Raw genomic sequence first — 23,282 nt, 5'->3', positions numbered from 1 at the left:
ACGGCGGGTGGACCCGTTGAATGTCAGACGGCAACGTCGCTCGACAGCAGGGCTTCAGCCATGCCGGTCATGATGGCGCGCTTGCCGGTAAAGGGTTCGCGACCGTGCACAGCGAGCATGTTGTCGATGAACAACACGTCCCCCTGCTGCCAGCTGAAGCGCACCAGCGAGTCGAGGTAGGCCGCGCGTAGCGATTCCAGGACCTGCGGCTCGATCGGTTCGCCATCGCCGTAAAAGGTGTTGGTGGGCAGGTCGAGGTCGTTGAAGTTGCTTTGCAGCGAATCGCGGATTCGCTCGGGCAGGGTGCTGATGTGGAAGAACGTGGCGTGGTTGAACCAGACCTCTTCGCCGGTGCGCGGGTGGCGCACCACGGCCGGCCCGCGTTGGCGGGTGCGCAGGCGATTGTTGTCTTTCCATTCCACTTCGATGCCGACGCTGGCGCAGTAGGCTTCCACTTCGCGGCGGTCTTCGGACTGGAACACGCTCTGCCACGGCAGGCCGAAACCGTCGCCGTAGTTGCGAACGTACAGCACGCCTTTTTCCCGGAACCGCGCTTCGATCTGCGGGCTGATCCTGGCCTTTACGGCGCGGGTCGAGCCGATCGGTGTTTCACCGCCGGTCTCGGACGGCAGTTGGCAGTAGAAGAACAACCGCAGCGGGAAGCGCGGCGAGTAGGAGTGCTCGTTGTGGGGGAAAATCATCTGGTCGGCCGGGTAGTCGGTCGAGGTGTAGATGTTGCCGCCGACCCGTGTCCGGGGGGACGCGCGGAACATGTATTCCAGCGCTCCGGGGGAGAGGGCGGCGATCACCTGGTCGAACTGCTCGACAGACGCGACGTTGAAGCCGCGAAACAGCAGGGCGCCGTACTGCAGCAGTTTCTTTTCCAGCGACTCGCGTTCCCGGGCGGCCCAGGCGATCAGGTCAACGCCGCTGACCGCCGGTTCGATCACCAGGGGCAGCGCGTGGTCTGGACTGAGCAGGCGCTCGGTGACCAACTGTTGTTCCGAGACGTTCATGGCTTTGCGACGCACGGCGCCAAGGGCACGTGGCGATGGGGGCACGATAGACATAACGGCATCCGACTCGGTTAAAGGGACAAGGAGCGACGTTTGGCTTGCATCATCTGGCTGCGACCGGCCAGCGCCTGGGACTGCTGTCGCTCCCGGGTAAAGGCCTGATCCCAGCTGTCGATGCGCTCGGCCACTGCCGGCAACGGCTCGTCCAGCAGGCTGTGCATCTGCTCCAGCAGGCGCGTCCACAGGTGTTGCAGGCGCAAGGCACGGTCCCGGTCGAAGTATTCGCCGCGATACTTGAGGGTCGCGGCGAGGCCTTCGTCGCCGTGCACCAGGTCGAGCACCAGGTGGAAATCCCCCGGTGCCTGGGCCACCTCCAGCGCGGACAACTGCGCGCCAGCGATGGCGGTCGGGGTCACCCGTGACGGTTGATAGTTGAGCTTGACCTGGAACAGCGGCGAGTGACCGGGGCGGCGCTGCGGCGCGAGTGCCGAGACCACCAGATCAAAAGGCAGGCCTTGATGGGCATAGGCCAGGCGCGACTCATCGCGAACCTGCTCAAGGAAACCGGCCAGGGTCGCTTCGCCGCGCAAGTCACAGCGCAGGGTCAACTGGTTGACGAAGAAACCGATGACGTCGTTGTGCTCTGCCAGCGGTCGGCCGCTGACGTCGGTGCCCAACAGGAACTGCGGCTGGCCGCCCAGTTGCTTGAGGACCAGTTGGTAGCTGGCCAGCAACAACATGAACAACGTCATGCCTTGTTCACGGGCCAGCGCTGCCAAGCGCTCACAGCCGGTCTGCGGCACGTTGAAGTCCAGGCTGTATTCGCCCGGGGCCTGGCCGCTGCCACCCAGTTCCAACGTTTGCGGCATGCCGGCCAGGTGTTCGCGCCAGAAGCCTTGCTCGGTGGCGATTCGCTGTTCGCTCCAGTGCAGGGCTTCCCATTGGGCGAAAGCCAGGTATTGCCCCGGCAGCGCGGCGTCCGCCGAACCCGCCAGTTCTGCCAACAATATTTGCGCCGAGCGTCCGTCGAAGGCGATGTGGTGCAGCGTCAACAGTAGGTCATGCTGTTGGTCATGGCGGCTGAGCAACTGCGCTCGCAGCACTGGGCCGGCTTGCAGATCGACCGGGGTGGCGTGTTCTTGGGCCAGGCGTTCGTCCAACGTCTGCTGTTGCTGCGCTTGGTTCTGCTCACGCACATCATGATGGACCAGCGCCACAGCCGTGGCCGGCAACACCTGTTGTTGCGGGCCATCGACACTGTCGCGGTACACCGTGCGCAACACGCCGTGACGCTCGACCAGCGTGTTCAGTCGCAGGGCCAACGTCTCGATGTCCAGCGGACCTTGCAGGCGCAGGTGCAGTACCAGGTTGTGGCGGGTGTCATCCGGGTTCAGTTGGCGCAGGAACCACAAGCGACGCTGGGCGAACGACTGATGCCCCTGACTGGGGTTGGTCTGCTCGGTGGGAGCATCGGCCGTTGGCGTTGGATCATTGAGGAAAGCGTGCAGGTCCAGCGCCCATTGCCCCAGGGTGGTTTCCCCGAACAGGCTTTGGGTATCGAGGTTCCAACCCAGGTCCCTGTGCAGGCGCGCGGCAAAGTCGGCCACGCCGATGGAATCCAGGCCCTGGCCGATCAGGCTGAGGTCGAAGTCGGCGGAAAAATACGGATTGACCGCGTGCAGCGTCTGTTCCAGCCATTGGCGGCAGGCGGCTTGGGCCTGTTGCGACGTTTCGGTCGCCAGGCTTTTGAGCTGGGCAAGGTCAAGGGGCTCGTCGTTCGAGGCCAGCGTTCCACCGCTCTGGGCGATGATGCTCAACGTGCCGGCGGCCAGTTGTTTGCGCGCACCTTGGCGGGCGATCTTGCCGCTGGTGGTCATCGGGATGGTGCCGGCTTGCACCAGCACAATCTGGTCGATGCCGCAGTCGGCGGCTTCGCGCACAGCGTTTTGCATCGACGCGAACAGCGCCGGATGATGCGCCGGGTCGACGAACTTGCGCTGCGGCTCGGCGACGATCACTAGTTTCTCGCGGCCCAGTGCCGGGTCCATTTGCGCGAAGGCGGCGATGCGTCCGGTACGGATGCCCGGCTCGGCGTCGGTAATGGCGAATTCGATGTCGTGGGGGTAAAGGTTGCGCCCATTGAGAATCAACAGGTCCTTGAGCCGCCCGCAGATCACCACCTGGCCTTCGTGCATGAAGCCCAGGTCGCCGGAGCGCAGGTAATGTTCCGATGAGCCGACTATCCGTGCCTCAAAGGCTTCACGAGTGGCCTCGGGATTCTTCCAGTAGGATTCGGCGTTGCTCGGACCCTTGAGCCAGACTTCGCCGATGCGATTGGCGGCGCAGCGCTCGAAGGTGTGCGGGTCGACGATGGCGATGCTGTGCAAGGCTTGCGGATAACCGCAGGCGACGAACTCCACCGCGGCGGCATCGGCAGCGGCCAGGGCCACGCGACCGCTCTCCAGCACGGCTTTGTCCAGGCGCAGCACCACCGGCAGCGCATCGGCCGGCGTGGCGCTGACGCACAGCGTTGCTTCGGCCTGGCCATAACCGGGGCTGATGGCCAACGGGTTCAGGCCGCAGGCGGCAAAACGCTGGGCGAAAGCTTCCAGGGTGCCGGGATGGATCGGCTCTGCGCCGTTGATGGCGTGTTTCCAGTTGCTCAGGTCCAGCTGTGCGATCAGGTTGTCGCTGACCACGCGGTTGCACAGGGCATAGGCGAAGTTGGGGGCGAAGCTGGCGGTGGCCCGGTAGCGACTCAATGCCTGCAGCCAGGTCGACGGCGCATTGACGAAGGTCTGGGAAGCCATCAGGTAGCACGGCATGCCGCTGTAGAGCGGAGCCAGCATACCGCCGATCAGGCCCATGTCGTGATACAGCGGCAGCCAGTTGACCATGGCGCCGTGCTCGTCGAAATCGTACGCCTGGCGCATCAGTTCGACGTTGGCGATCAGGTTGCGCTGACGCACCTCGACGCCTTTTGGCGAGCCGGTCGAGCCCGAGGTGTATTGCAGGAAGGCTACGGTCGAACCGTCGATAGCCGGGCGTTGCCACTGGCTGGTCGGTGGTGTGCCCAGGTGCTGGACGGTCAGCACCTCGACGCGGCCCTCCACCAGTTCCTGCAGGCTTTCGCAATGATCCGCCGGTGCCAGAATCAGCGCCGGCTCGGCATCCACTACCACGTTGCGGACGCGGTCGAGGTGGCGCGGTTTGCGCGACGGTGGCGGAAACAACGGCACGGCAATCAGGCCCGCATATAGGCAGGCACAGAAGGCGCGGGCGTAGTCGAGGCTGCTGGGCAGCATCAACAGCACGCGATCACCCGGCGCATAACGCGCTTGCAGCGCGGCCGCCAGGGACTGGGACTGCTCGTGCAGTTGGGCAAAGGTCAGGGTTTCGCCGATGTTTACACCGTCCGGCAAGAAATGCAGGGCAGCACGCTGAGGGAAGTGCTGGGCGTTGGCTTCCAGCACCTCGATCCAATGTTTGAATGAAAACATGTGCAATTCACGCCATGGCCACGATGACTTTGCGGTCACCGGTGAAAGGATTGCGACCGTGTGCCACCAGTCGGTTGTCGAGCATCAGGATATCGCCCGGTTGCCAGGGGAAGCTGATGGCAGTCTCGCGGTAAACCTCGCGCACGGTGTCGAGCATGTCGTCGGCAATGGCCGAGCCGTCGCCGAAATAGACATGGCGCGGCAGGTTCTCTTCACCCACCGCTGCCAGCAGGCTGGCGCGTACGCTCGGTTCGATGGCCGAGACATGGAACAGGTGCGCCTGGTTGAACCAGACCCATTCACCGGTATCGGGATGCTGCTGCACGGCGGCGCAACGCTGGCGGGTGCGCAGGTCGCCATCGGCTTTCCATTCCCACTCGATGTCATTGTCCCGGCAGTAGCGTTCGACCTGGGCACGGTCCTGGGTGTTGAAGACTTTTTCCCAAGGCAGGTCCAGGGCGCCGCTGTAGTTGCGTACGTAGAGCAACTCGCGGCTGGCGAACAGCTCGCGGATCTCGGCGGGCATGCGCTGGTAGATCAGGCGGCTGTCGGCAATCGGGGTCTCGCCGCCGGTTTCACTGGCCTTGATGCAGTGAAACCAGATGCGCGAAGGCCAAGGGCGGGTGTAGGCCTGCTCGTTGTGCAAGGGTATGAATTGATGGGCCGGGTATTCCGTGGAGCTATAGACCCCGGCGAAGACCTTGCTGCGTGGCGTGGAGCCGAATTCGTAACTGGCCAGCGGTGTACCGAAGCTGGCGGCGAAGCGCTTGAAATCGATGGGCGTGGCGACGGTGAAACCGCGAAACAACACGCCGCCAACCGTGGTCAGGGCATGAGCCAGGCGGTCGCGAATCGAGGCGTCCAGATCGTGGATCGACTGTCCCGATGCCCCCTGCACCAGCAGGGGTAGCGACTGGGCGCTTGCATCCGTGGGCGCCATGGAAAAAAGCTCGGAACGCCCGTTCAGGTGTTCGATTGAGGTCATCCTTGTACATCCTCTTTTGTCTTCTTCGACCAGTCACAAGACCTTGAAAGCAGGGCAGCGGTCGGTTGTGTAGGACTCGTCTGTAATGTATTCAAATCAATACAAGACGTCATACTAGGTACAAATGAGATGGATTATCAATACTATTTATTTAATTTTTTTTTTGGATTAGACTCCGCTCCGCTGGCGCCACACAGCCTTCGGCCAGCTCAAAAAACCTAAAAATATCTGTCGCAGGGGAGCGGGGCGTGAATTTCAAAAAGAACACAATTGCGTTGGCTGTAGGGTCGGCCATAGGCCTGAGCAACGCTGCATGGGCGGCCGAAGAAGCCGGCACGATGGAGATTGCTCCGATCACCGTGACGGGTGAAAAAATCGACCGCACGCTTGAGCAGACCCAGTCCAGCGTCGTGGTCCTCACCGACAAGAATCTGCGAGAGCACGGCGACAAGGACCTGGTGGATGTATTCGCCCGCACGCCCGGTGTCTATAGCCAGGCCGGCAATGAAAACTGGGGTATCCGTGGTGTGCCGGTGTCCGGTTTTGACGATCAGGGCCCAGCGACCCTCAATGGTGCCGTATCCGTTTATGTCGACGGTGCCGTACAGCCGAACCGTGCGCTGACCCTCAGCCCGGTCCCGCTCTGGGATGCCGAGCAGGTCGAAGTATTCCTTGGCCCGCAATCCACCACCCAGGGCCGTAACTCCCTGGCCGGCGCGGTGGTTATCCGGACCAAGAACCCAACTTTCGAACCGAGCTTCTCGGCACAAACCAATGTGGGCAATTACGGCGAGCGCGGGGCGGCGGTGGCCGGTGGTGGTTCCATCGTCGACGACAAGATCGCCGGGCGTATCGCCGTGGACTATGGTGAAGGTGACGGCTACATCCGCAACACCACGCTCAATGACGACGCCAACCCGCGTCGCACCAGCAACACCCGCGGCAAATTGCTGATCCTGCCCAACGACGACACCGATGTCCTGCTGACCTACGCCCACAGCGAGCACCGCCAGGGCGACCGTTCGACCATGCGCGTCAACGGCAAGCCGAGCTATTACGATATCGCGTCCAACACCAAGGCTTTCGACAACCTCAAGCAGGACACCCTCAGCGCCAAGGTGGATTATCGTCTGAACGACGACTGGTCGCTGACGAGCATGACCGCCAATACCAGTACCGACTACAGCAACCGTCTGGACTTCGACCAGAATGCCGTGGACAACGAGGTCGTTCTGCGCAAGCAAGACGGTAACCTGTTCAGTCAGGAGCTGCGCTTGAATTACACCTCGGACACGGTGAAGAGCTTTGTGGGTGCGTACTACGGCCACAACAGCAACAACTTCCACGACCGGCTGTTTTTCGATGATGTGCTGTTCGGTACGGTCAAGGGCGATACCACGATCGAGAACAAGGCCGTGTTTGGTGAAGTCAACTGGACATTCGCACCGCGCTGGACCTTGATCACCGGCCTGCGTTACGACCACGAGACCAACGACACCGACGTCGAGCAGGACGATTTCTCCGAACCCGCCAAAGTCAAAAAGTCATTTGACGCCGTGCTGCCGAAACTCGGCATCGACTATGAGCTGGCCGCGAATCAATACCTAGGTTTCATGGTGCAAAAAGGCTACCGCGGCGGTGGCGTCAACCTGCGTTCCGGTAGCGGTCACCAAGCCTACGATCCGGAATACACCACCAACTACGAGCTGTCCTACCGCGGTTCGTTCTTCGACAAAACCCTGCGTACCCGTGCCAACCTGTATTACACGGATTGGAAGGACCAGCAGGTCAGCGTGCGGCAGAGCGGAAGCTCCGTCATTGATGTCTTCAACGCCGGTCGCAGCGACATCAAGGGCCTGGAAGTCTTTGTAGAGAAGGACATCACCGAACAGCTGACCTTGAATGTCGGTGGCTCCGTTACCGATAGCAAATACAAGGACTTCGTCACAGGCAGCGGTCAGGACATGAGCGGTGAATCGTTCCTTTCCTCGCCGAAATACAAGATGTCGGTGGGCGGTGTCTATCGCTTCGACGATCGTCTGATATTCGGTACTGACGTTGTCTACCAGAGCACCGCGCCTTCGGAATATCAGTTCGATGCCAACGGCAAGGTCAACGGGGAGCGCCGCAGCGACAACTATGTATTGGTGAACTTCAACACCGAGTACAAAGTCACCAAGAACGTCGCGGTGTCTGCCTACGTGAAGAACGCCTTCGACAAGGAATACGTCACCAACAACCGCAGCGACGACATCATCGACGTCGGCGCGCCGCGCACGGTGGGGATGATTTTGCGCTACGACATGTAAAACCCATAGGCGCGGGGAGGCAATCTCCTCGCGCCTGTCCTGCAACGTATCGGATGTTTGTTTCCAGGCTGTTCGTTCCCTTCCAAACCCAGCCTCCATGGAGGAAATCATGAGTGCTTTTTCGAATGTCACAGCGGGTGGCGCGCAACAGCTGCGCCTGTTGCACACCGGTCTGTCGAGTCCTTACTGCCTCGATCCGACCCCACTGCTGGAACGTCAGCAACAGCAGGAATCCAACGCCCGCAGTTACCCGCGACGCATTCCGCTGGTGCTTGAGAGGGCCCATGGCATTTATGTGCAGGACAGCCGGGGGCAAGTGTTTGTCGATTGCCTGGCCGGTGCTGGCACCCTGGCGCTGGGCCACAACCATCCGGTGATTATCGAAGCCATCACTCAGGTCATGGCAGCCGGTGTGCCGATGCACACCCTGGACCTCATGACCCCCGTGAAGGACGCATTCGTCCAAGAGATTTTCGCTTGCCTGCCCAGCGAGTTCGCTCGCCATGCACGCATCCAGTTCTGCGGCCCGAGTGGGGCCGATGCGGTCGAGGCCGCGCTCAAGCTGACCCGCACCGCCACGGGGCGGCATTCGGTCCTGGCGTTCGAAGGGGCCTATCACGGGATGACCCTGGGTACGCTGGCCATCAGCGGCAACCTGTCACCGAAAAATGCCCTCGGCGCATTGATGCCAGGTGTACAGCGCCTGCCGTTCCCGCACGATTATCGTTGCCCGTTCGGGGTGGCCGGCGATCAGGCAGTCACGTTGAACGTGCGTTACCTGGAGCACTTGCTCAACGACCCGGAAAGCGGGGTGACCGCACCGGCGGCGCTGATCCTGGAGCCGATTCAAGGGGAGGGCGGGGTCATTGCCGCGCCGGACCGCTGGCTGCAGGAACTGCGCCGATTGACCCAGGCCCACGGCATCCCGCTGATCGTCGACGAGATCCAGTGCGGCATTGCCCGCAGTGGCCGGATGTTTGGCTTCGAGCAATCGGGGATCACGCCGGATGTCATCACCCTCTCCAAAGCCATCGGTGGCGGGTTGCCGCTGTCGGTCATGGTCTACCACGAGTCGCTGGACGTCTGGCAGCCGGGTGCCCACGCCGGCACATTCCGCGGCAATCAGTTGGCGATGGCGGCCGGTACCGCGACCTTGCGTTTCATCCGCGATGAAGGCCTGGTCCAGCACGCTGAAAAGGTCGGCGCTTATCTGCAAAAACAACTGCAGGCGCTGCAAAACGAGTTCGCCTGGATCGGCGATGTACGGGGTCGCGGCCTGATGCTCGGGATGGAAATCGTCGACCCGCAGGGCACCCTTGATGTACAGGGCCATCCGCCGGTGGACACAGCCCGGGCCAAGGCCTTCCAGCAAGCTTGCCTGAAGCACGGCTTGATCGTCGAGCTTGGCGGGCGCCATGGGGCGACGGTGCGCTTCTTGCCGCCGCTGATCATCACTGAGCAGGAGATCGATTTTGTGGGGCAGATCCTGTTTCAGGCAGCAAGCACGCTCAGCGAAGGCTCCGCGCAATAATCATTTGATCCGCCGATGCGCGCCCGCCGTAACGGATTGTGCTTTGCCGGCGTTGAGATTGAGCGACGGCTACCGCCTAATCTGGCGGTGGCCGCGCGATTTAGCAGTTCGATAGTCAGGCTGTCATTGCACGATTCGTGGCAACAATTTGCTCATGTGTAAACTGACCACCGGGAGCCATGAATCTGGCCAGAAGTGCGTCCCGGTTTTGAGGCGCCCTGATTTTATCAGCCGCACACAAGGCCGATTTTAGCTCCGGCAGGGTTAGTTCGGTGCAGTATGCAGGCGTGCCTGGTTGCTGATGCCATGAACTCTCAAGGCTGCCAGCGGCAAGCGCGGTGAACCCGGTATCCTCGACAAGATCCTGCGCGATCGCCTCGGCATAGGGGTCATCCCCAGCCACGGGTAAGGCGATGCGTGTTGAAGACCCGGCTGGTTGGCCTTTGTCGGCAAGAGTCGCTGCGAGAACGGCGTTCCATGCCTTGACGACTGGGCGACCAATCTGCTCGCTTACCCAGATGCTCTCGGGCTTGCCGTCGTCTACCTCCTTGATCGCCCCGTCTCGTCCCGGATAGTAATTGGACGTGTCAATGACGACGACCTTCTCGGGAACATGACTTAACGTTTGGCGCAGATCGGGGTACTTCGCGAAGGGGATCGAGAGGATAACCGCATCCACATCCGACACAGCGTCTTCCTTGGTCACCGCCCGTACACCGATTTCGTTGGCGAGGTCCTGAATACTTTGAGGGTTCTTCGAGTTGGCCAGTTTCACTTCATGGCCGCATGCAGCGAGCTTACGGGCAAGAGTAGCCCCAATGTTGCCCGCGCCGATAATTCCGATTTTCATGTCAATAACCTCCTCGCATACAAACAATATTCAATTACCGTTGCCTGGGTATGCGAACGAATTAAGTGCGTGGCGAAGATCCAGCAATACTTCAGGTGTCATCCGCACGGTTGAGATCATTCTGTCGGTGGTTTGTATCCCGCAAGCATTTCGAGTACCTCAGCATGTGAACCGTTCGCTTCAGCAAACCGTAGTGGCTTGGCGCGCTCGACGACCAGTTCTTGTGGGGTGGGAGCGATCTCGAGCAGTGCGAAGATTTCATTCAGGAACTCGTCCAAGGGCATGGCGTGTTCGTCATTTTCCTGTCCAAGCAAAGTGGTGCGCACTCCCGGTGGCGCAAGCTCGATGACCTCGACTGATGAGTTCTCCAGCTGCACTCGAAGACTTTGAGTGAATGAATGAACTGCCGCTTTGGTTGCGCTGTAGGTCGGTGTCGCAGGCAGCGGGACGAATGCCAACGCCGAGCTGACATTGATGATCGTTGCACTGGGCTGCTTGATCAGTTGGGGAGTCAAGGCGTACACCATGCGAATCGTGCCAAGCAAGTTCGTGGTCACGATATCTTCGGCTGTGCTCAGGTATTGGGCATCAGCCAGATCCTCCCAGTGCATGATGCCCGCGTTGTTTATGAGCACGTTCAGATTGGGGTGACTGATCGCAAGCGCTTCGCTGGTGCGCTGGATGGATTGCGGATCGCAGACGTCCAGCACTACCGATTCAATGCCTGGATGTTCCGACACGATCTTGTCGAGCAGAGCCTTGCGCCGTCCCGCGATGATTACGTTGTTTCCCGCCTGGTGAAGCCTTAACGCCAGACCAAGGCCTATGCCTGAGGTGCTGCCGGTAACCAGAATCGTGTTGCCCGTGCTGTTCATAGTAAACTCCAGTAAGAGAATAAAAGCGGACAGCTGTCCACTTGTGTTGAAAATTACCGGACACCTGTCCGTTTTGCAATGCAGCGAAGGGAATAACTTTGCCCAGGAATGACGAAGTGGCGATGCGTTCTGACGCCAAGAAAAATCGAGAACGAATTCTGAAGGTCGCTGTGGCAGAGCTGACGCTCGATCCTGCGGTCCCGCTGAGTGCGATTGCGAAGAAGGCTGGAGTGGGACAGGGCACGTTCTATCGCCATTTCGCCAACAGAGAGGCGCTGGTATTCGAGGTCTACCAATTCGAAATGCAGCAAGTGGCCTCGTTGGCCGAACAGCTGCTCGCCACAAAACCCCCTAAGGAGGCCCTCCGAGAGTGGATGGACTGCCTCGTGGAATATGCAATGACCAAGGCGGGACTTGCGACCGCGATACGGCAAGCAGCCTCTACTTACGAATTTCCTGGGAAGTCGGGATACGCGCCGGTCCAGGCAGCCGCCGAGTTGCTTTTGAGGGCTAATGAAAAGGCCGGAACGATTCGTAGCGGGGTTACCCACGACGACTTTTTTCTAGCCACTGCTGGAATATGGCAAATAGATTCCCAGAGCGAATGGCGCCCACGTCTCGCCAGATTGATGGACTTGGTGATGGATGGTCTATGCGCAGGTAGCCCTGAAAGCCTGAAGAATAACGTGTAGCTTTCGTCCAAACGCAAACCACTACCGGTCATGCCGTGGTTTAAACGGAATGACCGGAGCGCCTTACGGATTATTTTTGCGCCAGCAATGCCTTTCTTGTCGCCTTTTGGTGTTTCATGGCGGCGATCTCACGCTCGCAGGCCTCGACATCGAACGAGTTGTCCCACTTGGCAATGGCGATGGTGCCGATACCGTTACCGATCAGGTTGGTCACGGCTCGCGCTTCGTTGAGGAACCGGTCAATGCCCAGGAGCAAAACGAGGCCGACCAGAGGAATGGAGTGAATGGTTGTGAGCGTTGCAGCCAGTGTCACAAACCCCGCACCCGCCACCCCAGCCGAGCCTTTTGAAGTCAGCAGGAACACGCCTAGCAGAATCATCTGATCCACAAAGGTCAGTGGCGTATTGGTCGCCTGTGCGATGAAGATGGCGGCCATGGTGAGATAGATACAGGTGCCGTCCGCATTGAAGGTATACCCCGTAGGCAACACCATGCCCACTACCGATTTTTTGCAGCCAAGCTTTTCAAGTTTCACCATCATTCGTGGCAGCACGGCTTCGGTTGAGCAGGTGCCAAGGGTGATGAGGATTTCATCTTTGAAATAACGAAGAAATTGCAGAAGCGGCATGCCCGACCATCGAGCAACCGTACCCAGCACGACCACGATGAAAAACAAGGTCGTGATGTAGAGCGCGACCAGCAACTGGCCGAGTGACAGCAAGGTGCCAATCCCGTATTTGCCGATCGTGAAAGCCATGCCGGCACCCGCGCCAATCGGCGCCAAGCGCATGACCATTGCAACGATCTTGAACAGGCCTTGCAGGAACAGGTCAAGGGTGTTGATCAGTGGCTTGCTGGTTTCACCCATTTGAACCAGGGCGACACCCATCAATACCGAAAGCAGGATGACCTGAAGCATGACGCCATTGGAGAATGCGCCGATGAAGGTTTGCGGGATGATATTGAGAAAGAAATCAATGGTGCCGCCTTGCTCACTGGCAGCTTGGCTGTATTTGCTAATGGCACCTCCATCAAGCGCGCTGGCGTTGATGTTCATACCGACGCCAGGCTTCACGATGTTGACCACAATGAGGCCGACGACCAGGGCGATGGTTGAAAGAATCTCGAAGTAGATCAGCGCTTTCACGCCAATCCGGCCGACTTCTTTGATATCGCCCATCTTTGCGATACCCACAACGACCGTACCGAAAATAATGGGCGCCAACAGCATTTTGATCAGTTTGATGAAGCCATCGGCAAAGGGTTGCAGCTTGGCTCCGATATCAGGCACGAAGTAACCGATTGCTGCACCGATCACGATGCCGATCAGCACTTGCACATACAGCTGGCCATACCAGCGGGACTTGGAGATTTCCACGGAAGCACCTCATTTTATTGTTGTGATGGGCATGTGGCTCGGCGTCAGTGGGTGACGCCGGGGGCTGCGGCCTCTTTCAAAGAGACCGCAGATCGAGGTTGATCAGCCTTCGCCCAACTCACGCATCACTGCGTACAAAGCGGACTTGGCCTCGAAGCCAACACCTGGAATATCCGGCAGACCGACATAGCCGTTTTCCACGCGGATGCCGTCAGCGAAGCCGCCGAACGGCTGGAACACATCCGGGTAAGATTCGTTGCCGCCCAGGTGCAGACCCGCTGCGATGTTCAGGGACATCTGGTGACCGCCATGGGGCACTACGCGGCGGGAAGACCAACCCATTTCTTCCATCACCTTCAGGGTGCGCATGTACTCCACGAGCCCGTAGGACAGAGCGCAGTCGAACTGGAGGTAGTCGCGATCGGGGCGCATGCCACCGTGGCGCAGCAGGTTACGGGCATCCTGGTGAGAGAACAGGTTTTCACCGGTAGCCATGGGCAGTTCATAGTGATTGGCAAGCTCGGCCTGGAGTGCGTAGTCCAGCGGATCGCCAACCTCTTCGTACCAGAAGAGGTTGTACTTCTTGATGGCTTCAGCGTACGCAATACCGGTCTGAAGATCGAAACGACCATTGGCGTCGACCGCCAACCGACGGCCGTCGCCAACCACTTCAAGTACCGCTTCGATGCGACGGATATCTTCGTCCAGCGGTACCGCACCAATCTTCATCTTGACGACGTCGTAGCCACGATCCAGATAGCTCTGCATTTCTGCCTTGAGCTTGGTCTGGTCTTTGCCAGGGTAGTAGTAGCCGCCCGCTGCATAGACCCAGACCTTGTCATCGGCCACGCCGTTACGGTAACGGTCGGCCAGCAGGCGATACAGCGGTTTGCCTTCAATCTTGGCGACGGCATCCCATACCGCCATGTCGATGGTGCCAACGGCGACAGAGCGCTCGCCATGGCCGCCTGGCTTTTCGTTGGTCATCAAGGTTTTCCAGATGGCGAACGGATCCAGGTTGTTGTTTTCATGGTCGACGAGCGTGTCTGGATCCGCTTGCGTGATACGCGCCAGGAAACGATCACGCATCAGTGCGCCCTGGCCATAGCGACCATTGGAGTTGAAACCGTAGCCAATGACAGGCTTCCCATCACGAATTACATCAGTGATGACCGCGACAACCGAGCAGGTCATTTTCGAAAAATCGATGTAGGCGTTAGCGATTGGGGAGGCAATGGAAACAGTTTTTTCACGAATGTCTACGATGCGCATGACGGGGTCCTCTTGTTGTTTGTAGGCCCACGTTAGGCTTTGCGATGGCACCCGCCCAATGCTATTAATGCCGCACCCTATGCACAGGAGGCATGGCCCTTGGAACTCGTCTGGCTTGAAGATTTTTCAGCGCTTGCGGAGTACGGCAGCTTTGTTCGGGCGGCTGAAGCGCGGCACGTTACCCAGCCGGCATTCAGCCGCAGAGTGCGCTCGTTAGAGAGTTGGATGGGGGTGCAGTTGTTCGTTCGAACGCCTCAAGGAGCGACGCTTACTGAAGCCGGCAGGCAAATTTTGCCAAGTGCCCAAGAGGCTGCCAGGCGCTTGTACAGAATGCGCAACGAGGCTCAAGAGGTTGCTGGAATGGCCGCCAAGTCGCTTCAATTCGCGGCAACTCACTCCCTGTCGTTTACATTTTTTCCCAAGTGGCTGCGAAGCTCAGAGAACGGTGCCCCCATTGAGGCTGTGCAACTGCACTCAGACAGCATGGCTGCCTGTGAGCAGATGCTGATACATGGCCAGGTTCAGTTTCTGCTCTGCCACCGCCATCCCGATGTTCCACCGCTACTGGCCCCTGATCAGTTCATCGGCAAGAAGGTGGGTGAAGATGTTCTCGTTCCTCTTGCGAGTGCCTGCGCTAACTTCGGCACCTCGCCTGCGGCATTGCCGTACCTCGCTTACACCCATGAATCCGGTTTGGGGCGTATCGTCGCGCACAGACTGCGTGGCAAAGAAGATTACCTTCACCTCAAACCACTTTTTAGCAGCCACCTTGCAGCGGTGCTAATGTCCATGGCCCTGGAAAGCAAAGGCGTGGCCTGGTTGCCCAGGAGCCTCACCGAGCAAGAAATACTGGATGGGCGCCTGGTCAGAGCGCTCGACGAAAGCTGGGATATACCGCTGGAAATTCATCTGACCCGTCCAGTAGCGCCACTCAGTCCATCTGCCGAAGAATTCTGGGCCAGGGTGGGGCAGTGACTCGGCGGGTTTTATATGACGCGCAGTGTTGCTCAATAGGGTTTGGGGTTGTGAATCGCCGCTGATCCCTTGCCGGGATCGCGGCGAAGTGTTGAGCTTTTCGCTACTTGTAATGTTGTTCAAACACCGCCAATTGCTCAGGCTTGATCAACTGAAAGGGTACCCAGACGTCCGTTTCCACCGGCTCTCCCTTGATCATCTTGAGTGCTGCTTGCACCGCGCTGGTCGCTTGGGCCTTGGGGTCCTGGAATACCGAGGCGACCAGCATCCCGCGCTTGATTGCCGCCAGGCCGTCAGGCAAGCCGTCGATGCCGACAATCGCGATCTCGCCCTTGGCTTTGCCGGCCTGTTGCAGTGCCATGGCCGCACCGATGGCCATCTCGTCATTGTTGGCGACGATGGCATCGAAACGGCTACCCGCCAGCAACCAATTACTGGTCAGGTCCATCCCTTTGCTGCGCTGCCACTCGGCACTTTGCTGCTCGACAACCTTGATCCCGGGATAATCCTTGAGCACCTGTTTGACGCCTTCGGTGCGGTCGTGGGTAGCGTTTTGCGCCAGGTCGCCCATGATGATCGCAAGGTTGCCCTTGCCGCCGAGCTTTTCGGCCAGATAGCGCATTTGCAACTGTCCGGCCTCAATGTCATTGGACGCCACGGTGACGACGCCTTTGGGCAAGGTACGCTCGTCGGGGTGACGGTTGACGTAGACCAATGGTGTCTTCGCTTCGACCGCGGCGCGGGTGATGTTGGCCGTGGCGGAGGTGTCCACCGGCAGGACAATGACCGCATCCACTTTCTGATTGATAAAACCCTGGACCTGGTTGAGTTGGCGCACCACATCGCCTTGGGCGTCCTCGAATTGAATCTGCACGTTTTCCTTTTTCGCGGCCTCGTCCAGGCCGTTACGCACGTAGGTCATGAAGTTGTCGTCGACCCTGGCGATGCTGACGCCGATGCGATAGTCGGCGATGGCCCATTGGCTCAAGAGCAATAGCAGGGTGGCGAAAAGCAGTGTGCAACGACGCATGATGGTTTTCCTTTTGTTGTTATGAGTTGAACGTCACCAAGAAATTTTCCGCGGGTTTTAAATGAATCCAGTGCCGGCCTCATCCATCAAGCGTGAAGGCCTGTCTGAAACGCTCAAGCGCGACTTCGCTGTCACCGCTGGCCCAGCCTTCGAGGCCGACGACACCGCTGTATCCCATGCCGAACAAGGCCCTGGCAATGGCGGGATAGTGGATTTCACCGGTGCCGGGTTCCATGCGGCCCGGGACGTCGGCGACCTGGATTTCGCCGATGGCGCTGCCGGCGCGCTGGATCAGTTCGATCAGGTTTCCTTCACCGATCTGTGCGTGATAGAGGTCCAGGTTCATCTTCAGGTGCGGGCTGCCCACGGCCTCGATCAGTGCCAGGGTATCGTCAGCGCGGGCGAAAGGCGTGCCTGGGTGGTCGACTTCAGTGTTGAGGTTTTCCAGCAGGAATACCCGGCCCGCGTCTTCGCCCAGGCGGGCTATTTTTTCCAGTGTCTTGCAGGCGCTCAACCACATGCGGCCGGTGGTCTGGGCAACGGGTTTGACTGGCAATCCTTGATCACCCAGGCCGGTGCCGTGCAGGTTCAGGCTCGGGCAACCCAATTGGGCTGCGACGGCTAGAGATTCCTGGGCGCTGTCGAGCAATTGCTGGATACCCTCGGGATCAGTCAGGTTGCCCGAGATGTAGCCGGTCATGGAGGTGAAATCCGCGCCAGTCGCGACGAGAGCCTGGAGGTCTTTGGTCGTCCAGTTCCATATCTCGACGCTGAAGCCCAGCGCATGGATGCGTTTGACCCGCTCGATAAAGGGCAGGTCGAGAAAGACCATCTCGGCGCTGATCGCCAGTTTGAACGGTATGAAACTCATGAATGAGCTCCTTGTACGCGCACCGGTTTACCCAGTTGGAAGGACTCGATACAAGCGCGAGCAATGGCCAGTGCCGCCCGGGCGTCTTCACCGCTGGCCAGAGGTTTTTCGCCACTGCGTACGCAACTGACAAAGTGGTTGAGCTCAGCCACATAGGCATCACGCAGCAAGTCGGTGTCCATGCGCTGGGTGTCGGCCTGAACCCCATTGGCCAGGTAGCGCAGCAGGTCGGAGTCGTTGACGTTGCCCATGGTCAGCATGCCAGCGCTGCCGAACACTTCGCCCCGGACATCGTAGCCATAGACCGCCTGGAAATTCGCTTCGGCCGTGGCGATGGCCCCGTTGTCGAAACGGATCGTGACCACCGCGGTGTCGAGAAATCCTTTGTCTTTGTAGGCCGGTGCGATCAGGGCATCGGCCATCACAAAAACTTCAACCGCCTCGGCCCCCGGATTCAGGTAGCGCAGGGTATCGAAGTCATGGATCAAAGTTTCGAGGAAGATCACCCATTGCGGTGACGCGGCGGGGTTGTTCAGCGCCGGGTCGCGGGTCAGCGAGCGCAGCAGTTGTGGCGTACCGATCCGGCCGGCAACCACGTCCAGATGAGCGGTGCGGAAACTTCTGGCAAAGCGCCGGTTGAAGCCGACCTGGAGTGTCACCCGTGCATCGGCAGCGGCAGCGATGGCGCGATCGGCTTCGTCCAGGGTGATCGCCATCGGTTTTTCACAGAACACACTTTTGCCGGCCCGGGCCGCACTGATCACCAGTTCGGCATGGCTGCGCGCTGGGGCGGCAATCAGCACGGCGTCGATATCCGGGTCATCGAGCAGTTGCTGTGGATCGGCATAGACCTTCTGCACGTCCAGTTCTGCCGCCAGGCGCGCGGCCTGGCCGGGAGTAGGGTCGGCGATGGCAGCGAGGCACGCGCCGGGGATGTGACGGGCGGCGGTGAGGCCGTGGAAACTGCCCATGCGGCCGGCGCCGATAAGGCCAAGGCGGATGATCCTGGATGTACTCATGAACATGACTCCCTTTATTGTTTTTACGACTCGGCGCTAAGAATGTCCTCGTCTGGATAAGCAGGGAGCAAGCGCTGTGCCAATAATCAACTCATTGATATTAAACAGATTTTATTCATTATCGTTGGCATTGATGTTCATTTTGATTACATGTCTATACTGACATGTCGAAAATATGAACATATGGCCGAATAATGAATCAGCAACCTGCAGCCTTGAGCGCCGAAGACCGCGATTACCTCACCGCGCTTGGCCCGGCGTCATTGAACGAAGGGCCCAGCACTGCGCTGGATGAGGCATGGCGAGCGTGCTTGCAGGGGGTAATCGCTCGCCCTGCCGGAATCAGGCGGGTGATTTGGGAGTCCTGGTTGCGCAGCGTCCATGCCGGCCTTGACCCGGAAGACGGTGAGTACCGTTTTGTCGCGCCCGACGACCTCGCCGCGACACTGGCAGCCAACCGGGTGCTAATCGCCGCAGCGGCGCAGGTCATGCGCGGTTTGCTCGCCTACAACCCCAAGGGCCATATCAATCTGACCGATACCCAAGGCACGACTTTGTACTTCTGTGGCCTGGACCTCACCCCCATAGGCAGTCGCCTGCTGGAGTCGGTACAGGGCACCAATTGCACCGGGCTGGCGATCGTCGAAGACCGTTTGGTCTATGTGCTAGCCGAGGAGAACTTTGGGCTTGGCCTGCGCCAGCGCCGCATGCATTGCGCCGCCGCGCCTATCCGGGATGCCCAGGGCCGAACCTTGGGTATGTTGACCTTGACGGCGGAGCCAGGCTGGTTTCACTTCCATACGCTGGGCACCGTCCAGGCCGCGGCCGAGGCGGTCTCGAGGCAGATGGCGCTGCAAACCTTGCTGGAAGAGCAACAAACCGTGCTTGAAGTGCTCAACGAGGGCTTGGTGGTATTGGATGAGCAGGGCTGCATCAAGGCGCTCAACCATTACGCTCGTCAGTTGTTCCGAGTGGGCCATGACCTGCTTGGCAGTCCGTTCAAGAGCCTGGGACAAAGTGAGCTGACCGATGCCGTCCTGCTTGCCAGCGGGGAGGGCGTACGGGACCTGGACTGCACCTTTGAACTGCACGACCACAGCCATCTGGCATGCCTGGTGTCGGTCTGCCCGCTGGAACAAGGCGGGCGGATTGTTTCGTTGCGCGAAAACCGACGCATTCGGGAAATCACCCGGCGGATCATGGGCACCCAGGCCAGCTACACCTTCGAAACCATCCTGGGCCATTCACGGGCGATTCAGGATGCAGTGCACCTGGCACGGATTGCCAGTCGCAGTGATTCGACCACGCTGATCCTCGGCGAGAGCGGCACAGGCAAGGAGCTGTTCGCCCAGGCGATCCATAATGCCAGCGACCGTTGTGGCGGTCCTTTCGTGGCGGTCAATTGCGGCGCCATTCCCCGTGACCTGGTGCAGAGCGAACTGTTCGGTCATGTCGAAGGCGCTTTCACCGGATCGGCTCGCGGTGGCTCGGCAGGCAAGTTCGAATTGGCCGATGGCGGGACGATTTTCCTCGACGAAATCGGTGACATGTCCTTTGATGCGCAGGTCAGCTTGCTGCGCGTCCTGCAGGAAGGCGAGGTGACACGGGTGGGGGCAAAAAAATCGCTGCGGGTCAACGTTCGCATCATTGCCGCCACTCACCGCAACCTGAGCCAGGCGGTGGCCGAGGGCGCCTTTCGTGAGGACCTTTACTACCGGCTCAACGTCCTGAACCTGACCGTGCCGCCACTGCGAATGCGCCGCGAAGACGTGCCGTTGCTGGCGCGGCATTTTCTCGCGCGTTGTGCCCGGTCGCTCCGCAAATCGACGCAGGACCTTTCTCCCGTGGCACTGGATATGCTTGGCGCCTACGATTGGCCGGGCAATGTTCGCGAGCTGGAAAACGTCATTGAACGGGCGACCAACCTGGCGATGAGCGAACTGATCCAGCCGAGCGATCTTGCGCTGGAGATCAGGCAGCGAGGGCGACTATCGACGTGGGCGAGCGTCCCTGAACCTCGGACGGCGCCGGACCTTGGCACCCATGAAATGAATGCAATCATTGCCGCCCTCACAGACACGCGCGGAAACATCCGCCTGGCGGCTCAACGGCTGAATGTGTCGCGTGGTGGGTTGTACAACAAGATGAGTCGGTATGGGCTCAAGGTTGATGCGTTCCGTTCTTAGCCGGTGGCGCAACGCTGGCGATGAAACGGACGACCAGTCTCCGCTCGAGGGTGGTTTTATGCATCCTTCATGCTGGCGAGACGAGAAACGCCCGGTCAAAAGGAGCCGGGCGTCTCTGTCACTTGCGATAGAGCACCATCCCGGCGTGGTAGAGGACGCCGTCCCGAAACGTTCCATCGGCAGTGAAGCCCGTGTCGTCCCAGTAGCGGATGTAATCGCCTTCCACCTCGTAACGCCCCTGATAAGCGCTTTCGCGATTTCCGCGAGCCTCGTCGTAGCGCCCATTTGGCAACAGCTCATGGCGAATTTTCCCATCAGCGGTGATCCACATGCCGGTGTAGGGGTGACTGGTGGTAGTAGGTTGAATACGTTGCATGTTCCATTCTCCTTCTGCGGTTAGATCAGCCGAGACGACAACGGCGCTCAAAGCGGTACCGATCAACAATCGGCTGATGCTTTTCATGTTCTGCCCCCACATTTGAACAGCGAGTTCGGATGGCCCTGTCCGGGCCGTCCGGTGTCATCCGTTTCGTGAGTCCAGATTAGGGAGTGGATCCGCTTGGCCGTTATGTCAAAAATGTCGCGGGTTTGCCTGATCCTGTATGGCGTAACCGACACCGAACCGGCTTATCGATCCAGACCAAAGTCAACAGGCGCCAGCCGAGGGCATCCTTGCCCGGGGCGTGCAGCGACAACGCCGTATTAGCCCGCGGTGACGGTCATGCCACCATCGGCCATAACCACCGAGCCGACCATGAAACTCGCGCGGTCCGAGGCGAGGAAGGCGACGATTTCGGCAATTTCCTCCGGCTGCGCAGCGCGGCCGATGGGTGCCGCTTCGCCGTGCTTGGCCAGAAAGCCGGGGCCGTCGTCGACCACGTCATTGAGGATGTTGGTCACCACATCGCCGACGCCGATGGCATTGACGCGGATGCCATGCTCGATCACTTCGAGCGCCAGCGTGCGGGTCAACTGGGCCAGCGCGCCCTTGGACGCGGTGTAGGCTGCGATCGTCGCAAAGGCGAAGTAGGATGCGTAAGAGGCGATGTTGACGATTGCCCCGGATCTGTTGGGAATCATCGCTTTCACCGCCTCGCGGCAATGCATGAAGGCCGCGGTGGCGTTGACTGCCTGAATGCGCTCCCAGTCTTCACGGGTCATGTCGATGACAAGCTTGTTGATGATGATCCCGGCGTTGTTGACCAGGATATCCAGCCGGCCGAACTGCTCGACGGCCAGGCCGACCGCGCGCTCGGCGGCTCCGTCTTCGCTGATGTCCGCCACCAGCGGCACCAGCCCGGGACGGGCGAGCTCTTCGACGGCGGGGTTCAGGTCTTCAGCAACGACCTTGGCGCCACGAGCGTGCAGCAACAGTGCGATGGCTTTGCCGATGCCACTGGCCGCGCCGGTGACCAGCGCGACTTTGCCTGCGACTTCGTGGGGGATGCTGTAGGTGATATCAGTCATGATGCTCTCCTGCGTTGCGAGCCGAGGAGACATTCGCCGGCTCCGCGCCCGTGAGGCGCTGTCGTTATCGACGGCTTCACTGTCTCTCAATGTGCATGTTCGGGCTTTCGCAGGCTTGCCTGGACTGTTGGGGTTTTGCTCCAGCATGCGAGGCTGCGGCGCACACGGTCTGTCGCGCAACCTTGCTCATGGCCGCCGCCGCGTTATCCTGTTGGCACCAGTCCTCGTCAGAGGGCTTTGTCGATGGAGCATCCTGTGCACCAACCCGATCCGCAAAACCTCGCCAGCGATGCTCAACGCATTACGGGCGAATCGATGCTGCACTATTTGCCGGGAACGCCGCAGACGTTACCGCCGCGCCCGCAGATGCAGGACGTGGTGATGTTGCGGTTCAGCCATCACAGCATCGTCGAGCCCATCCTGGTGCCCGCGGTGGTCGAGCCTCTGCTGGTGTGGGTGCTGGCGGGCGCGGCTCGGGTCGAGGAGCGCGTTCTGGGTGGGGAATGGGTCGCGTCCGACGTCAAGACCGGCGACTTCTTTCTCACCAACACTGGCGAACCCTACGAGATGCGCTGGCAGACCCAAGGCTGCGACGCTTTTGAGGTGATGCACCTGTATCTCGGCCTGCCATTGATTGATCAAGCCGCGCGCGAGGTACTGGGCGAACACGCCGACCCGGTCAGCTTCCTCGATGTTTCCGGTGACCGGGATGAACGAATCAGTTTCCTGTTGGAGCAACTGCGCCAGGAACTCATCGACGAGCGCCAGCCCAGCCCCTTGTTTGCCCACAGCCTGGCTCAGGCGCTGGCCGTGCATTTGGTGCGGCGCTACCTTGACCCAAACCGCAGTGCCCGGCGCAACAACGCGTTGCAGGCCTACAAACTGCGCCGCGTTATCGAGGCAATGACCGAGGGGCTTGCCGCCGATTTCAGCCTCGCGAACCTTGCGCGGGTTGCGCAACTGAGCGAGTACCACTTCAGCCGCATGTTCAAGCGCGCCACCGGGCTTTCACCCTCGCAGTACTTCATTCGCTTGCGCATGAGCCGCGCCCGGCATCTGCTGCTGGAGACGGACCGAAGCATCATCGATGTCGGGTTGGAGGTCGGCTATTCGAGCCCCAGCCATTTTTCCCAGGTGTTTCGCCGCGAAGTGGGGGTCACGCCCAGCGTCTATCGTCGGGCATGACGGCTGTTTAAGCGTTTCTGCGGTTTGCAGTGTTCATTCGGATGGTGTGAAAGGCTGCGCCGTTGGTCCGAGTGATCCATGGCTGAAGCCGCAACGGCCTGCCAAAAAAATAATTGCGTCAGGCTGTCGATTTCGACCCTT

The 23,282-nt window shown here is 59.9% G+C and carries 18 protein-coding genes; 6 read left to right on the top strand and 12 right to left on the bottom strand.

Annotation, left to right across the window (positions count from 1 at the left end; translation table 11 throughout):
- Positions 1–23: 23 nt before the first annotated feature.
- The 3 genes from QOM08_RS16285 to QOM08_RS16275 are packed head-to-tail and all read right to left on the bottom strand — an operon-like array spanning position 24 to position 5,501.
- Positions 24–1,070 carry a TauD/TfdA family dioxygenase gene (locus QOM08_RS16285; RefSeq protein ID WP_076384134.1) on the bottom strand — a complete coding sequence of 349 codons (1,047 nt, stop codon included), beginning with the start codon at positions 1,068–1,070 and terminating at the stop codon, positions 24–26.
- A 17-nt stretch (positions 1,071–1,087) separates the two neighbouring features.
- Positions 1,088–4,516 carry a condensation domain-containing protein gene (locus tag QOM08_RS16280; RefSeq protein ID WP_047225522.1) on the bottom strand — a complete coding sequence of 1,143 codons (3,429 nt, stop codon included), beginning with the start codon at positions 4,514–4,516 and terminating at the stop codon, positions 1,088–1,090.
- A 7-nt stretch (positions 4,517–4,523) separates the two neighbouring features.
- The gene (locus QOM08_RS16275) at positions 4,524–5,501 is read right to left on the bottom strand and encodes a TauD/TfdA family dioxygenase (protein ID WP_080962841.1); all 978 of its coding nucleotides are present in this window, start codon (positions 5,499–5,501) and stop codon (positions 4,524–4,526) included.
- A 248-nt stretch (positions 5,502–5,749) separates the two neighbouring features.
- On the opposite strand from QOM08_RS16275, the gene QOM08_RS16270 reads away from it, so the two are divergent.
- The gene (locus QOM08_RS16270) at positions 5,750–7,810 is read left to right on the top strand and encodes a TonB-dependent receptor (protein WP_281460093.1); all 2,061 of its coding nucleotides are present in this window, start codon (positions 5,750–5,752) and stop codon (positions 7,808–7,810) included.
- Positions 7,811–7,919: 109 nt separating this feature from the next.
- Entirely contained in the window at positions 7,920–9,341 is a 1,422-nt protein-coding gene (locus QOM08_RS16265; RefSeq protein WP_160894319.1) for a diaminobutyrate--2-oxoglutarate transaminase, read from the top strand.
- A 115-nt stretch (positions 9,342–9,456) separates the two neighbouring features.
- Here QOM08_RS16265 and QOM08_RS16260 read toward each other — a convergent pair whose 3' ends face one another.
- Both QOM08_RS16260 and QOM08_RS16255 read right to left on the bottom strand, forming a co-directional pair.
- On the bottom strand, positions 9,457–10,197 hold the full coding sequence (locus QOM08_RS16260; protein ID WP_260990089.1) for an NADPH-dependent F420 reductase: 741 nt from the start codon (positions 10,195–10,197) through the stop codon (positions 9,457–9,459).
- 110 nt (positions 10,198–10,307) lie between these two features.
- The gene (locus QOM08_RS16255) at positions 10,308–11,066 is read right to left on the bottom strand and encodes an SDR family oxidoreductase (RefSeq protein ID WP_316911805.1); all 759 of its coding nucleotides are present in this window, start codon (positions 11,064–11,066) and stop codon (positions 10,308–10,310) included.
- Positions 11,067–11,188: 122 nt separating this feature from the next.
- On the opposite strand from QOM08_RS16255, the gene QOM08_RS16250 reads away from it, so the two are divergent.
- Entirely contained in the window at positions 11,189–11,758 is a 570-nt protein-coding gene (locus QOM08_RS16250) for a TetR/AcrR family transcriptional regulator (protein WP_047225855.1), read from the top strand.
- 70 nt (positions 11,759–11,828) lie between these two features.
- On the opposite strand, the gene dctA is transcribed toward QOM08_RS16250, so the two are convergent.
- Together dctA and QOM08_RS16240 are read right to left on the bottom strand one after the other, a co-directional pair.
- Entirely contained in the window at positions 11,829–13,136 is a 1,308-nt protein-coding gene (dctA, locus tag QOM08_RS16245; RefSeq protein ID WP_173406839.1) for a C4-dicarboxylate transporter DctA, read from the bottom strand.
- Between the two features lie 102 nt (positions 13,137–13,238).
- Positions 13,239–14,408, bottom strand: coding sequence for a mandelate racemase/muconate lactonizing enzyme family protein (locus tag QOM08_RS16240; RefSeq protein WP_047225527.1), 1,170 nt, complete (start codon positions 14,406–14,408; stop codon positions 13,239–13,241).
- Positions 14,409–14,507: 99 nt separating this feature from the next.
- On the opposite strand from QOM08_RS16240, the gene QOM08_RS16235 reads away from it, so the two are divergent.
- Positions 14,508–15,383, top strand: a complete 876-nt coding sequence (locus QOM08_RS16235) for a LysR family transcriptional regulator (RefSeq protein ID WP_047225528.1) — start codon at positions 14,508–14,510, stop codon at positions 15,381–15,383.
- 103 nt (positions 15,384–15,486) lie between these two features.
- Here QOM08_RS16235 and QOM08_RS16230 read toward each other — a convergent pair whose 3' ends face one another.
- From QOM08_RS16230 to QOM08_RS16220, 3 genes are all read right to left on the bottom strand, one after another.
- Complete coding sequence (locus QOM08_RS16230) at positions 15,487–16,413, bottom strand: sugar ABC transporter substrate-binding protein (RefSeq protein WP_316911804.1); 927 nt, start codon at positions 16,411–16,413, stop codon at positions 15,487–15,489.
- A 79-nt stretch (positions 16,414–16,492) separates the two neighbouring features.
- Positions 16,493–17,284 (bottom strand): TIM barrel protein, encoded by a 792-nt coding sequence (locus QOM08_RS16225; RefSeq protein WP_316911803.1) that lies wholly within the window; start codon positions 17,282–17,284, stop codon positions 16,493–16,495.
- On the bottom strand, positions 17,281–18,303 hold the full coding sequence (locus tag QOM08_RS16220; RefSeq protein ID WP_047225856.1) for a Gfo/Idh/MocA family oxidoreductase: 1,023 nt from the start codon (positions 18,301–18,303) through the stop codon (positions 17,281–17,283). Before QOM08_RS16220 ends, QOM08_RS16225 begins: the two co-directional genes overlap by 4 nt.
- Before the next feature lie 194 nt (positions 18,304–18,497).
- Here QOM08_RS16220 and QOM08_RS16215 point away from each other — a divergent pair, with 194 nt between their 5' ends.
- A complete protein-coding gene (locus QOM08_RS16215) occupies positions 18,498–20,489 on the top strand; it encodes a sigma-54 interaction domain-containing protein (RefSeq protein WP_316911802.1) in 1,992 nt (663 codons plus the stop codon).
- Positions 20,490–20,607: 118 nt separating this feature from the next.
- Here the strand turns inward: QOM08_RS16215 and QOM08_RS16210 are convergent, their stop codons facing one another.
- Positions 20,608–20,865, bottom strand: coding sequence for an Atu4866 domain-containing protein (locus tag QOM08_RS16210; RefSeq protein ID WP_316911801.1), 258 nt, complete (start codon positions 20,863–20,865; stop codon positions 20,608–20,610).
- A gap of 326 nt (positions 20,866–21,191) precedes the next feature.
- Positions 21,192–21,956: an SDR family NAD(P)-dependent oxidoreductase gene (locus QOM08_RS16205; RefSeq protein ID WP_107322853.1), complete on the bottom strand. Its 765-nt coding sequence runs from the start codon at positions 21,954–21,956 to the stop codon at positions 21,192–21,194.
- Positions 21,957–22,199: 243 nt separating this feature from the next.
- Between QOM08_RS16205 and QOM08_RS16200 the strand changes: the two genes are divergently transcribed.
- Positions 22,200–23,141 (top strand): helix-turn-helix domain-containing protein, encoded by a 942-nt coding sequence (locus QOM08_RS16200; RefSeq protein ID WP_047225534.1) that lies wholly within the window; start codon positions 22,200–22,202, stop codon positions 23,139–23,141.
- Positions 23,142–23,282: the final 141 nt, after the last annotated feature.

This window comes from Pseudomonas sp. P105 (genome assembly GCF_032614175.1).
In the GTDB taxonomy this organism is placed as follows: domain Bacteria; phylum Pseudomonadota; class Gammaproteobacteria; order Pseudomonadales; family Pseudomonadaceae; genus Aquipseudomonas; species Aquipseudomonas rhizophila.
Note: the sequence above shows the minus strand (reverse complement) of the source record. Positions and strands in the feature narration are given on the sequence as shown.